The sequence below is a fragment of the Falsiroseomonas frigidaquae genome (genome assembly GCF_012163145.1).
Classification (GTDB): Bacteria; Pseudomonadota; Alphaproteobacteria; order Acetobacterales; family Acetobacteraceae; genus Falsiroseomonas; species Falsiroseomonas frigidaquae.
This window is the reverse complement of sequence record NZ_JAAVTX010000004.1, coordinates 282,643-295,809: the sequence shown is the minus strand read 5'-3', so window position 1 is coordinate 295,809 and position 13,167 is coordinate 282,643. Positions and strand designations below refer to the sequence as shown.

General features: G+C 70.2%; 12 protein-coding genes. 7 read left to right on the top strand and 5 right to left on the bottom strand.

Annotated features, from left to right (window positions below; genetic code table 11):
- Positions 1 to 36 precede the first annotated feature (36 nt).
- From HB662_RS13975 to HB662_RS13950, 6 genes are all read left to right on the top strand, one after another.
- On the top strand, positions 37 to 2,097 hold the full coding sequence (locus HB662_RS13975) for a 3-hydroxyacyl-CoA dehydrogenase NAD-binding domain-containing protein (RefSeq protein ID WP_168050429.1): 2,061 nt from the start codon (positions 37 to 39) through the stop codon (positions 2,095 to 2,097).
- A gap of 1 nt (position 2,098) precedes the next feature.
- Entirely contained in the window at positions 2,099 to 3,763 is a 1,665-nt protein-coding gene (locus tag HB662_RS13970) for an AMP-binding protein (protein ID WP_168050428.1), read from the top strand.
- A gap of 10 nt (positions 3,764 to 3,773) precedes the next feature.
- Positions 3,774 to 4,973, top strand: a complete 1,200-nt coding sequence (locus HB662_RS13965; protein WP_168050427.1) for an acyl-CoA dehydrogenase family protein — start codon at positions 3,774 to 3,776, stop codon at positions 4,971 to 4,973.
- 91 nt (positions 4,974 to 5,064) lie between these two features.
- Entirely contained in the window at positions 5,065 to 6,219 is a 1,155-nt protein-coding gene (locus tag HB662_RS13960) for an acyl-CoA dehydrogenase family protein (protein ID WP_168050426.1), read from the top strand.
- Between the two features lie 73 nt (positions 6,220 to 6,292).
- Positions 6,293 to 7,165: a c-type heme family protein gene (locus HB662_RS13955; RefSeq protein ID WP_168050425.1), complete on the top strand. Its 873-nt coding sequence runs from the start codon at positions 6,293 to 6,295 to the stop codon at positions 7,163 to 7,165.
- Between the two features lie 5 nt (positions 7,166 to 7,170).
- Entirely contained in the window at positions 7,171 to 8,274 is a 1,104-nt protein-coding gene (locus HB662_RS13950) for a serine/threonine-protein kinase (protein WP_245185670.1), read from the top strand.
- Positions 8,275 to 8,284: 10 nt separating this feature from the next.
- Here HB662_RS13950 and HB662_RS13945 read toward each other — a convergent pair whose 3' ends face one another.
- Genes HB662_RS13945 through HB662_RS13935 form a run of 3 tightly spaced genes read right to left on the bottom strand, consistent with a single transcriptional unit; the run spans position 8,285 to position 10,501 of the window.
- A complete protein-coding gene (locus tag HB662_RS13945) occupies positions 8,285 to 8,959 on the bottom strand; it encodes an amino acid ABC transporter permease (protein ID WP_168050423.1) in 675 nt (224 codons plus the stop codon).
- Positions 8,956 to 9,636, bottom strand: a complete 681-nt coding sequence (locus tag HB662_RS13940) for an amino acid ABC transporter permease (RefSeq protein WP_168050422.1) — start codon at positions 9,634 to 9,636, stop codon at positions 8,956 to 8,958. The genes HB662_RS13945 and HB662_RS13940 overlap by 4 nt, the downstream gene beginning before the upstream one ends.
- 10 nt (positions 9,637 to 9,646) lie before the next feature.
- A complete protein-coding gene (locus tag HB662_RS13935) occupies positions 9,647 to 10,501 on the bottom strand; it encodes a transporter substrate-binding domain-containing protein (protein ID WP_168050421.1) in 855 nt (284 codons plus the stop codon).
- Between the two features lie 225 nt (positions 10,502 to 10,726).
- Here HB662_RS13935 and HB662_RS13930 point away from each other — a divergent pair, with 225 nt between their 5' ends.
- A complete protein-coding gene (locus HB662_RS13930) occupies positions 10,727 to 10,930 on the top strand; it encodes a hypothetical protein (protein WP_168050420.1) in 204 nt (67 codons plus the stop codon).
- Here HB662_RS13930 and mtnA read toward each other — a convergent pair.
- Together mtnA and HB662_RS29955 are read right to left on the bottom strand one after the other, a co-directional pair.
- Positions 10,912 to 12,000, bottom strand: coding sequence for an S-methyl-5-thioribose-1-phosphate isomerase (mtnA, locus tag HB662_RS13925; protein ID WP_168050419.1), 1,089 nt, complete (start codon positions 11,998 to 12,000; stop codon positions 10,912 to 10,914). The two genes, HB662_RS13930 and mtnA, sit on opposite strands and share 19 nt — an antisense overlap.
- A complete protein-coding gene (locus tag HB662_RS29955) occupies positions 11,997 to 13,094 on the bottom strand; it encodes an Acg family FMN-binding oxidoreductase (RefSeq protein WP_168050418.1) in 1,098 nt (365 codons plus the stop codon). Before HB662_RS29955 ends, mtnA begins: the two co-directional genes overlap by 4 nt.
- Positions 13,095 to 13,167: the final 73 nt, after the last annotated feature.

Genomic DNA, 13,167 nt, shown 5'->3' with positions numbered 1-13,167 from the left:
GACGGACAGGATGGCCCAAATCGTGGGAGCAGGCGCATGGCGGAACCGGTGCGGTATGAGGTCGTGGACGGCATCGCGGTGGCGACGCTCTCCAACCCGCCGGTCAATGCGCTGTCCGCCGCGCTCCGGGCCGGGCTGTTCGAGGCGCTGCGCCGGGCGGAGGCTGATCCTTCCGTCGCCGGCCTGGTGATCGCCGCCGAGGGCCGCACCTTCATCGCCGGGGCGGACATCTCCGAATTCGGCAAGCCGCCGGCCTCGCCCACCCTGGCGGAACTGGTGGCGGCGCTGGATGGCGCGGCCAAGCCGGTGGTGGCCGCCATCCATGCCGCGGCGCTGGGCGGCGGGCTGGAAGTGGCCATGGCGTGCTCCTGGCGGGTGCTGGGGCCGAAGGCGAAGCTGGGGCTGCCGGAGGTGAAGCTGGGCCTGCTGCCCGGTTCCGGCGGCACGCAGCGGGCGCCGCGGCTGATGGGGGCTGCGGCGGCGCTGAAGCTGATGGTCTCGGGCGATCCGATGGACGCCGATGCGGCGGTGGCGGCGGGGCTGGCGGATACGGTGGTGCTGGGCGACCTGCTGCAGGCGGCGCGGGAATTCGTGAAGCAGCCGAAGCCGAAGCCGGTCTCGGCGCGGGATGAAGGGCTGGGCGATCGCGACGCCTTCGAGAAGGAGGCCGCCGCCCTGGCGAAGCGCGCCGCGACGGAGCCGCAGATCGCCGATTGCATCGCCTGCGTCCGCGCCGCCTTCGAAAAGCCCTTCGCGGAGGCGGTGGCCTTCGAGCGTGAGGCCTTCCTGCGCCTGCTGGACGACCCGCGCAGCAAGGCGCTGCGCCATGTCTTTTTCGCGGAGCGCGAGGCCGCCCGGATCGCCGGCCTGCCCAAGGGCACCCAGCCGCGGCCGGTGGCGCGCGCGGCGGTGCTCGGCAGCGGCACCATGGGGGCGGGCATCGCCATGTGCTTCGCCAATGCCGGCATCCCGGTGCGCGTGATCGAGACCGATGACGCCGCGCTGGCCCGCGGCATGGAGCGCATCCGCGGCACCTACGAAAGCAGCGTGAAGCGCGGCAGCCTGGCGCCCGAGGCGCGTGACGCGAGGCTGGCGCTGATCGAGGGCGCCGTCGGGCTGGATGCGACCGCCGATGCCGACATGGTGGTGGAGGCGGTGTTCGAGGAGATGGGCCTGAAAAAGCAGGTCTTCGCCCATCTCGACCGGGTGACCAGGCCGGGCACGATCCTGGCCAGCAACACCTCCTACCTCGACATCGACGAGATGGCCGCCGCCACGTCGCGGCCGCAGGACGTGCTGGGGATGCACTTCTTTTCCCCGGCCAATGTGATGAAGCTGCTGGAAGTGGTGCGCGCGAAGGAGACATCTCCCGAGGCGCTCGCCACGGCGACGGAAATCGGTCGCAAATTGGCGAAGGTTCCGGTGGTGGTCGGCGTCTGCCATGGCTTCGTCGGCAACCGCATGCTGGCCCGCCGCACGCAGCAGGCGGAGCGGCTGCTGCTGGAGGGTGCTGCGCCGGAGCAGGTGGACCGGGCGCTGACCGATTTCGGTTTCCGCATGGGCCCCTTCGCCATGGCGGATCTTGCCGGCCTCGACATCGGCTGGCGCATCCGCCGCGCGACGGGCAAGCGCGCGCCGGTCGCCGATGCGCTGGTGGAGGCGGAGCGCCTCGGCCAGAAGACCCGCAAGGGGTATTACCTGTATCCCGAGGGAAGTCGCACGGGCGTCGTCGATCCGGAGGTTACCGCGCTGATCCGGCGCGTCGCCGCGGCCGAGGGCGTGGAGCAGCGCGAAATCGGGCAGGAGGAAATCCTGGATCGCCTCGTTCTGCCCATGGTGAACGAAGGTGCGCGCATCCTGGAGGAAGGCATCGCCGCGCGGCCGGGTGACATCGATGTGGTCTGGCTGCATGGCTACAACTGGCCGGCCTGGCGCGGCGGCCCGATGCACTACGCGGATTCCATCGGCCTGCTGCATGTGGTGGCGCGGCTCGCCGCCTTTGCCGAGGCGACGGGCGACAACACGCTGCTGCCCGCCGACCTGCTCGGCCGCCTCGCCGCCGAGGGGCGTGGCTTCGCGAGCCTGAAAGCCGACTGACATGCACCCGTGGGAGGCGTCCTACCCGCCGGAATGCCGCTGGGACACGCCGATTGCGCGCGGCACCCTGCCTGGCTTTCTCGATGCGGTGGCAACGCGTTTCGCGGAGAAGTCGGCGCTGGAATATCGCGGCCATGTGCTGAGCTACGCGCAGATGCGCGCGCTGTCGGACCGCATCGCGGCGGGGCTGATGGCGCGCGGCATCGGCAAGGGCGACTGCGTCGCGCTGTACCTGCCCAACACGCCCTGGCATCCGCTGTGCTTCTTCGCGGCACTGCGGACGGGCGCGCGCGTGGTGCATTTCTCGGCGCTGGATGCGAAGCGGGAGCTGGCGCACAAGGCGCGTGATTCCGGCGCGACGCTGCTGATCACCACGGGCTTCGCCGCGCTGGTCAGCAATGCCGAATGGCTGCGCGCGGAAGGCGCCGTGCGGGACGTGCTGCTGGCGCCGGAGGCACGTTGGGGCGGGGAGGATGCGGCCTGTGACTTCCCGGTGGTACCGGAAGCCGAGCCGCCCGATTCCTGGCCCGGGATCACGCCCGACGACCTGGCGCTGCTGCAATACACCGGCGGCACCACCGGCACGCCGAAGGGCGCGATGCTGAGCCACGGCAACCTGACCGCCGCCGTCGCCATCTACAGATCCTGGCGCGACCACACGGATCTGCCGGAAGGCACGGCGCGCGTGCTGGTGCTGCTGCCGCTGTTCCACATCTTCGCGCTGACCGCCGTGCTGCTGCGGCAATTGGCGCAGGGCGCGCTGTGCCATCTGCGGGTACGCTTCGATGCGTCGCTATGGGTGGAGGATGTGGAGCGGCTGCGCATCACCACCTTCTCCGGCGTGCCGACCATGTGGATCGGCATTTCGGGCGTGCCGGGTATCGAGGCGCGGGACCTGTCCTCGCTCCGCCAATGCAGTTCCGGCGGCGCTCCGATGCCGCAGGAAGTGCAGGGGCGTGTCGAGCGCATGCTGAAGCTGCGCATTGGCGGCGGCTGGGGCATGACGGAAACCTGCCCGGCCGGCACGCGCATCCCGCCACATGGCCCGATCCGCGCCGGCATCATCGGCCTGCCGCTGCCGGGCATCGAGATGCGCATCGTCGCGCTGGACGAGCCCACCCGCGAAATGGCGGTCGGCGACATCGGAGAAATCGCCATCCGCGGCCCCAATGTCTTCGCCGGCTACTGGAACCGGCCGGATGACAACGCCACCGCCTTCGCCGACGGCTGGTTCCTGACAGGCGATACCGGCTGGATGGATGCCCAGGGCTATTTCACGCTGGTCGATCGCCGCAAGAACATGATCCTGTCCGGTGGCTTCAACGTCTATCCCGCGGCCATCGAGCAGGCGATCTACGAGCACCCGGCGGTCGCGGAATGCGTGGTGATCGGCGTGCCCGATGCCTATCGTGGCCAGGCGGCCAAGGCGTTCTGCGCCCTGAAGCCCGGCACGCAGCCCTTCACACTGGAGGATCTGCGCACATTTCTGGCCGACCGCGTCGGCAAGCACGAGATGCCCGCCGCGCTGGAGATTCGCGAGGGCCTGCCGCGCAGCGCCGCGGGCAAGCTGCTGGCGAGCGCGCTCCGCGACGAAGAAGCGCAAAAGCTCGGGCGCGACGAAGTAGCGCGGAAGCCCGGGCGTGACGAAGAAGCGGCCAAGGCCTAGGAGACGAGACATGGACCTCCGCTACACCCCCGACGAGATCGCCTTCCGCGATGATCTCCGCAAATTCTTCCGCAGCGAGATCCCGCTCGCCATCCGCCGCAAGGTCAGCGAGGGCCGCGCTTTGGCGCGCGACGACTACGTGACCAGCCAGCGCATCCTGCACGCCAAGGGGCTCGCCACGCCGAACTGGCCGGTGCAATGGGGCGGGCAGGATTGGTCGCCGGTGCAGCGCTATATCTATGTCGAGGAACTGCAATCCGCGGCGGTGCCGCAGCCGCTCGGCTTCAACGTCAACATGGTCGGCCCGGTCATCGCCACCTTCGGATCGGAGGCGCAGAAGCAGCGCTTCCTGCCCTCCACCGCCAACCTCGATATCTGGTGGGCGCAAGGCTTCTCGGAGCCCGGCGCGGGATCGGACCTGGCATCGCTGAAGACCACGGCGCGGCGGGAAGGCGCGGAATTCGTCATCAACGGCCAGAAGACCTGGACCACGCTCGGCCAGTATGCCGACTGGATCTTCTGCCTGGTCCGCACCGATTCCACGGTGAAGAAGCAGGCCGGGATTTCCTTCATCCTGGTGGACATGAAGACGCCGGGCATCACCCTGCGGCCCATCATCACCATCGATGGCGGGCATGAGGTGAACGAGGTGTTCTTCGACGAGGTGCGCGTGCCCGCCGAGAACCTGGTCGGCGAGCTCAACAAGGGCTGGGACTACGCCAAGTTCCTGCTCTCCAACGAACGCATCGGCATCGCCCGCATCGGCATGACCAAGGAACGCCTGGCCCGCGTGAAGCGGCTGGCGCAGGACACGCCGGCCGGCGAGGGCATGGTCTGGGACGACCCGGATTTCCGCCGCCGCCTGGCTTGGTCCGAGATTGAGCTGAAGGCGCTGGAGATCACGCAGATGCGCGTCGTCGCCGCGCAGCGCGGCAAGGCGAGCGACAAGCCGGACCCATCCTCCTCGATCCTCAAGATCAAGGGCAGCGAGATCCAGCAGCAATCGACGCAGTTGCTGGTCGATGTCGCCGGCCCCTACGCCATGCCGCGCCCGGACCGGGAGGAGGAGGGGCTGAACCTGCCCAGCGTCGGCCCGGATTGGGCGGATGCGGCGGCGCCCTTGTTCTTCAACTACCGCAAGGTTTCCATCTACGGCGGCTCCAACGAGATCCAGCGCAACATCATCGCCAAGGCCTTTCTGGGCCTGTGAAGAGCGCGGCAGGGGCCGCGGGCCGCATTCGCGGCCTCGCCGCGCAACGGCGCGGCGCCAGGGGACGGTTTAGGGAAGGTGTGAGGGCTGCATGGATTTCGACCTGACCGACGAGCAGCGCATGCTCTCCGACAGCATCCGCCGCCTGGTTGCGGATGCCTATGACGACTTCGAGAAGCGCAAGGCGTATCGCGCCGAACCGCGCGGCTACGCCGATGCCAACTGGCAGAAATTCGCCGAGATGGGGCTGCTGGGATTGCCGTTCTCGGAGGAGGATGGCGGCTTCGGCGGCGGGCCGGTGGAGACCATGCTGGTCTGCGAGCAGTTCGGCCGCGGCCTGGTGGTGGAACCCTACCTCGCCACCGTGGTGCTCGGCGGCGGGCTGCTGAAGCGCGCCGGCAGCGACGCGCAGCGGGCCGAGCTGATCCCGGCCATCGCCGAAGGCAGCCTCACGCTCGCCTTCGCGCATCAGGAACGCCAGGCGCGGCACGATCTGCACGATGTCGCCACCACCGCCACGCGCAGCGCCGATGGCTGGGTGCTGAACGGCGCCAAGGGCGTGGTGATGCATGGCGACAGTGCGGATCGCCTGATCGTCTCCGCCCGCACCGCCGGCGGCCGCCGGGACCGGGACGGCATCAGCCTGTTCCTGCTCGACCCCACCGCGCAAGGCGTCACCCGCCGCGGCTACGCGACGCAGGACGGGCTGCGCGCGGCGGAGGTGGTGCTGGAGAATGTGACGGTCCCCGCCAGTGCCTTGCTCGGCCCGGAAGGCGCCGCGCTGCCGCTGATCGAGCAGGTGGTGGACGAGGCCAATGCCGCGATCTGCGCCGAGGCGCTGGGCGCGATGGAGGTGCTGCGCGACCTGACGGTGGACTACCTGAAGCAGCGCACCCAGTTCGGCCAGCCGATCGGCAATTTCCAGGCGCTGCAGCACCGCGCGGCGGACATGCTGGTGGCGACCGAACAGGCCCGCAGCATGGCGATGTATGCCGCGATGATGGTGCAGGAAGCCGACCCGGCCGCCCGCCGCGTGGCGCTGTCCGCAGCCAAGGCGCTGGTTGCGAAGAACGCCGACCAGCTCGGCAAGGACGCGATCCAGCTGCATGGCGGCATCGCGGTGACCGAGGAATACAAGGCCGGCCACTACTTCAAGCGGCTGACCATGCTGGCCGGGCTGTTCGGCGATGTGGACCACCATCTGCGCGTGGTCGTCGCCGCCGGAGGCTTGCCGGAAGCCGCCTGACTCCCGTGCCTGCGGGCCGTTACGCAGGCGCGCATACCCTTGGCGGCGCGCGACAGGCGGAGCATGAAGCGGCATGGGCATACGCGCGAAGTTGAACCTCGGCCTGCTGGCGGTCTTCGCGCTGGCCGCCGGGGCATCCTGGCTGTTCCTATCCCACCAGTTCGAGGCGAATGCGCGGCGCGAGGTGGTGCAGAACGCCCGCATCATGATGAGCGCCGCCAACGCCGTCCGCAGCTACACCATCGCGGAGGTGGTGCCGGCGGTGATGCGGGAACAGACGGATTGGGTGGCGCCGCTGACCGTGCCCTCCTACGCCGCGCAGTACAATTTCCGCGCGGTGCGGGCCGAGCATCCGGACTACAGCTACAAGGAAGCGGCGCTGAACCCGACCAACCCGGCCGACCGGGCGGCCGATTGGGAAGCCGATTTCATCAATGCCTTCCGCAACGACACCGGTCTGACGGAGCTGCTGGGGGAACGCGAGGTGCGCGGCGAACGTGTGCTGACCCTGGCACGCCCCATCACCATCCGCGACCAGGCCTGCCTGACCTGCCACAGTACCGTGGAGGCCGCGCCGCAGCGGATGGTGGCCGCCTATGGCACCAGCAACGGCTTCGGCTGGCGGATGCATGAGACGGTGGGCGCGCAGCTGGTCTCCGTGCCGATGGCCGCAGCGCTACGCAGCGCCAATGCCAACCTGACCAGCGCCATGGCGGTGCTGCTGGCGATCTTCGCCGGGTTGATGCTGGGCCTGAACCTGCTGCTGCATTTCGTCATCCTTAACCCGATCAGCCGCATCGTCCGCTTCGCCACCGCCGCCAGCCTCGACAAGCCGGTGGAACAGGATCTCCTGCCGACGGGTCGCGACGAGATCGGGGAGCTTGGCCGCGCCTTCCAACGAATGCGGCGCAGCCTGGAGGAAGCCGCGAAGATGCTGGGCGCGTGAGCGCGATGGAAGACCCGCCGCTCCCCGCCTCCTTCGGGCGCTACCAGCCGATCGAGCAGCTCGGCGCCGGCGCCATGGGGCGGGTGTACCTGGCCGTCGACCCGCTGATCGACCGCATGGTGGCGGTGAAGGTCATCAGCATGGAGGCGGCCGGCCCGGATGACCGCGCCGAGTTCCTGGAGCGTTTCCGCACGGAAGTCCGCGCCGCCGCGCAATGCTCCCATCCCGCGATCGTCAGCGTCTACGACTTCGCCGATGACGGGGCGATGCCCTACATCGTCATGGAATTCGTGCCGGGCGACACGCTCTCCACCCTGATGCGCCAGCCGCCGGCGGAACGGGCGGCGGCGGTGCCGGAACTGCCGCTGGTGGTGCTGCAGGTGCTGGAAGGGCTCGCTGCCGCGCATTCGGTCGGCGTGATCCACCGGGACATCAAGCCGGGCAATATCATGGTGACGCCGCGCGGTGCGGTGAAGATCACCGATTTCGGCATTGCCCGGCTGGGCGATTCGACGACGACAATGGTGGGCGGCATGGTGGGTTCGCCCAGCTACATGGCGCCGGAACAGGCGCTCGGGCGGGCGGTGGACCATCGCGCCGACCTGTTTTCGATGGCCGCGGTGCTCTACCAGATCCTGCTCGGCAGCACGCCCTTCGGGGGCAACGGCCTGACCGATACGCTGGTGCGGCTGGCCGGGCCGACGCCCGCCGATCTCGGCCGGCTGGAGGGCACGGCCCTCGGCCAGGTCCTGCGCCGCGGGCTGGCGAAGGATGTGGCGCAGCGCTTCGCCTCCGCCACGGAATTCGGAACCGCGCTTCGGGCCGCCCTGCAGGCGGAGGGCGAGGCCACGCGCATCCTGCCGCCGGCCCCCATGCCGGCCCCGCCGCCGGTCCCGACCTACCAGCTGCCGGCCTATCAGCTTCCGGCGCCGATCGCCGCGCGGCTGACGGAGGAACTGGCCTTCCTGGTCGGTCCCATCGCGCGCGTCATCCTGCGCAAGGCGTCGGATGGGGCGAAGGATTTGCCGGAGGTGGTCAGCCGGCTCTGCGCCCAGCTCGCGCCGGATGAGGTGGCGCGGCTGCGGCAGCGGCTGGCCGCGCTGGAATGAGGGGCGCGCCTTACCGGCGGCCCGCCAGTTGCCGGTTCTCCAGCCGCGACAGTAGCCGCACGCAGGGCCACAGCAGCAGGAAGTAGATCACCGCCGCCACCAGGATGGGCGTGGCGTTGTAGGTGATGCTCTGCGCCTGGCGCGCCTGGTACAGCAGCTCGGGCACCGCGACGACGCTGGCGATGGAGGTCAGCTTCACCACCTCCAGCGTGTTGCTGATGAGGTCGGGCAGCACGTTCCGCACCGCCTGCGGCAGCACCACGAAGATCCAGACCTGCCAGCGCTTCAGGCCCAGCGCGCGCGCTGCCTCCGGCTGTCCGCGCGGCACGCTCTCGATGCCCGCGCGCAGGATTTCGGCATAGTAGGCCCCGGTGTTCAGCAGGAAGGCCAGCGCGACGGAGCCCCAGGCGCCGAGGTCGATGCCGCCGAAGGGCAGCGCCGCGTACAGGAAGATCAGCAGCACCAGCGGCGGGATGGCGCGGAAGAAATCCGTGAAGGCCATTAGCGGCCAGCGCACCCAGCGCGATTTGCGCGTGGCCAGCACCGCCAGTAGCAAGCCCATGACCAAGCCGAGCGGCACCGTCATCAGCGCCAGCAGCATGGTCTGCACCAGCCCGATCCACAGCAGGTGGGAGGAGGCGAGGGCGATCTCGGCGTTGAGGAAGGCCTGGACGAAATCGCTCATCGGCGCCACGCGAATTTTGTCTCGATCCAGCGACCGGCGATCACCACCGGCACGAACAGCACCAGATAGGCCAGCGCGCCGAGGGTCAGCGGCGTGGGATTGCCGGAGAAGGCCATGCCGGATTGCGCCGCGCCGAGGATTTCAGAAACCGCGACGACGCTGCCAAGCGCGGTGCCCTTGGTGATGGCGATGGTGCGGTTGACCAGCGGCGGCACGGCGATGCGGATCGCCTGCGGCAGCACGATCAGCCGCAGCGTCGGCAGGAAATGCAGGCCCATGGCGCGCCCCGCCTCCCACTGCCCCTTCGGCACGGCGGAGATACCGGCCCAGAAGATTTCCTCGGAAAAAGCCATCAACACCAGCGTCAGCGACAGCCAAGTGGCCCAGAAGCCGGACATAGCGAGCCCCGCGGCGGGCAGGCCGAAATAGATCAGCACGATGATGACCAGCGGCGGCAGCGCGCGGAATACGTCCACGACGAAAATGATGGCCCAGTTCAACGGCCGCACGCCGAAGGCGCGCAGCACCGCCAGCGCCAGGCCGAGCACGAGCCCGCTGGCGATGACGAGCATCGCCAGCAGGATGGTGACCCCCAACCCCGCCAGGACCATCGGCGCGTATTGCGCCGCGACCTCGGGGTTGAGGAAGTTGAAGGCAAACGCCTCCCAGCCCGTCATGCAGCGATGCTCAGCAGCGCGGCTCGCGCGGCGTCGCGTCGTAACCGGCCAGGCCCGGCACGCCGGTGCCCGGGAACACGGTGTTCTCCGCGTCATCCGCCGCCGGCGCCGTGCCGAACCACTGCTGCGACAGGCGCGCGATGGTGCCGTCCCGCTTCATGCATTCCAGCGCATTCTCAAGCTGCACGCGCATTTCCGTTGCGTTCATCGGCAGCGGCGCGGACCAATGGGCGCGCGTGTCCGTCAGCACGAAATCGGGCACGAATTGCGGCGTGCGGGTCGCGGCGTAGCGCACGACGGTGTTGCCGCCGAGGTTGGCGTAGGCGCGGCCGGAGATCACCGCCTGCACCGCATCCGTCTGCGTGTCGTAGGTCTGCACCGTGAAGCCGTAGCGCGCCGCATTGGCGGCGGCCCAGGCGTCGTATGCGCTGCCCTTGTTCACGCTGATTGCCTTGCCGCGCAGGTCGTCCGTGCTGCGGATCGGCGCGTTGCCGCGGCGGATGCCGAACTGGAAGGCGGTGTAGAGATAGCCCTCGGTGAACAGCATGTTCGCCGCGCGCTCCGCCGTCGCCGTGGTCGGCGCGCAGAGGAAGTCGTAGCGCCCGGCATTCATCGCCGGGATCAGGCCGGAGAAGCTGGCGCTGTCGATGGTCAGCTCGCGGCCCATGCGCTTCGCCGCTTCGCGGAACAGGTCGATGTTGAAGCCCTGCACGCCGCCCTGCAGCGTCGGGAAGGCGTGCGGCGCGAAGGTGCCGTCCACGGCGCAGCGCAGCGGCGGCTGGCCCTGGGCCTGCGCGGCGGGGGCGATGGCGGCGGCGGTGGTGAAGGCCATGCCGAACAGGCATGCGGCGAGCAGACGGCGCATGGTGAAGCTCCCAGTTTGTGAGGTGTCTCCCGGCAGTACGATCCCATCGCGGGGGATTCGGCGCAACCGCCGCGCCGCGGCCGGTGCCGCAATTTACGGCAAATGTGGATGGATTGTCATGTTGCGGGAATGAGATGCCTCATTCCTGCCGCGCCCGCGTCGCGCCCTCGCCAAGCGCCCTGCGTAGATACCGACATGTCAGCACGGATAACCGGAACCTACACCATGCCCCGCTTCGCGCTTCTGCTGGTTGGTATTGGCCTGGTCGCCATCCTGGCCACCGTGACCCTGGTGCTCGGCGATGCCACGCTGCCGGGCCGCGTGCCGCTGATCGCCGCCGCCGGCCTGGCCGGCTTCGGTGGCCTGTCGCTAGTTGTCGGGCTGTGGCTGTTGGAGCCGACGGGCCGCGGTCAGCCCTTCTCGGGGTAGAGCGCCCGCAGCCCGGCCTCGGAGGCGGCGCAGCGGCCGCGTTCCGTGATCAGCCCGGTCACAAGCCGCGCCGGGGTCACGTCGAAGGCCGGATTGGCCGCGGCGCTGCCCTCGGCGGCCACGCGGATCGTCTCGATCCGGCCATCCGCCGTGCGGCCCGTCAGGTCCGTCACCTCGGTGCCGCTGCGCTCCTCGATCGGGATCTCGGCGACGCCGTCGCCCACGGACATGTCCAGGGTGGAATGCGGCAGGGCGACCCAGAAGGGCACGCCATTGTCATGTGCCGCGAGCGCCTTCAGGTAGGTGCCGATCTTGTTGGCGACGTCGCCGTTCCGCGTCACCCGGTCCGTGCCGACGATCACCAGGTCCACCTGGCCATGCTGCATCAGGTGGCCGCCGGCATTGTCGGCGATGATCGTGTGCGGCACGCCATGCTTGCCGAGTTCCCAGGCGGTCAGCGCGGCGCCCTGGTTGCGCGGGCGCGTCTCATCCACCCAGACATGCACCGGCAGGCCGGCATCATGCGCCATGTAGATCGGCGCCAGCGCGGTGCCCCAATCCACCGTCGCGATCCATCCGGCATTGCAATGGGTGAGGACATTCACCCGTTCCCGGTCCTTGGCGGCCGATTCGATCAGCGGCAGGCCGTGCTCGCCGATGCGGCGGCAGGTCTCGGCATCATCGTCGCAGATCGCCGCCGCCTCGGCATAGGCCGCTGCCACGCGGTCGCCGGCGGGCAGGTTGTGCAAGGCGGCGCGCATGCGGGCCAGCGCCCAGCGCAGGTTGATGGCGGTCGGGCGCGTCTCGCCGAGTTCGGCCACCACCTGCTCCAGCCTCTCGGTCGAGGCATCCTTCCGCAGCGCCAGCGCCACGCCATAGGCGGCCACCGCGCCGATCAGCGGCGCGCCGCGCACCTGCATGCTGCGGATCGCCTGCGCCACCTGGCCGACCTCGGTCAGCCGCAGGATGTCGAGCGACCAAGGCAGCTTCGTCTGGTCGAAGATGCGGATGGACCAGCCATCGGAGGGCTCGACCCAGACGCTGCGATAGGGAATGCCGTCGATCTTCATGCGGCCGGCTTATAGCCCGCCTCCTGCATTTCCGCGACGGGGCGGCGCAGCGAAGGCGGCAGTTCCGGGCCGCGGCCGAAGCGCAGGATCAGGTTCGGCCGCAGCGGCGCCACGCCGAGCCAGGCGGCCAGGGCGGCGCGCAGGCCCGGCACTTCCACCGGCTGGTTCACCCAGGCCGTGCGCAGGCCGAGCGCGGTGGCCTGCAGGCAGAAGCGCTGGGCGCAGCGCCCGGCCCGCACCCATCCCTCCGGCGCGTCCCGATCCGCCACGAAGATGGCCAGCCCGGCGGAGGAGCGGATGTGGCGGACATAGCGGTCCGTCTCCGCCCCCAGGGTGAAGACATGCGGGAACAGCCGCCGGCCGAGCGCGCCGGGCACCACCGGATTGCCGGAGGCGCCGGTGAACAGGCCGTCCCGCGTCGCCACCGCCTCGGCATGGCTGAAGCGCAGCCAGGCGAGCAGCTCCGCCAGGAAGGCGGCGTCACGCATCTGCGCCGCATTGCCGGCCACCACCAGGTCCAGCAGCGTCTCCCGCCGCGCTGCGTCGTCGATCAGCAGCAGCGCCACGCCATCATCTGGCCGGGTAACCTCCAGCGCGCGCAGCTCGGCCGGGGCCAGGCTGCCGCCGGCGAAGGCGGCACGGGTGGACTGGCGGCGAGGGATCGCCTGGAACAGTGCGCCGGGGCTGACCGGCGCCGGCTCCAGCCGGACCCGCGCGCCACCTTCCGGCGTCACCTCCGCCTCGGCCTGCATCCCGAGCGCCGGGGCGGCCTGCACCAGGGTCTCCAGCGCGCAGCCGAGGCTGGCATGCAGGTGGTGGTCATCCGGGTCCACCGCCGGCGTGCGGCGCGCCAGGTCCGGCCGGATCGCCACTTCATCGGCGGCGATGGCGAAGCGCCAGGGCTGGGTATTGTGGCTGTTGGCGGCCATCGCCGCGTAATGCACCAGCGCCTCCGCCGGTGGCAGGCTGGCCGGGGGCGCGCCGCGGCATTCGGCCAGCGCCGCATCGTACTCCGCCGCCTGGCTCGACCGGCTGGCCGCCACCGCGGCGGCTCCGGCCGCGCCAAGCCCGGCCAGGGCGGCGGCACCGCCCACCAGGCCTCTCCGACCGCTCCGTCGTCCCGCCACGCGAGCCTCCGCCAGCCCCGGTGCGACAATATCCGGCGCC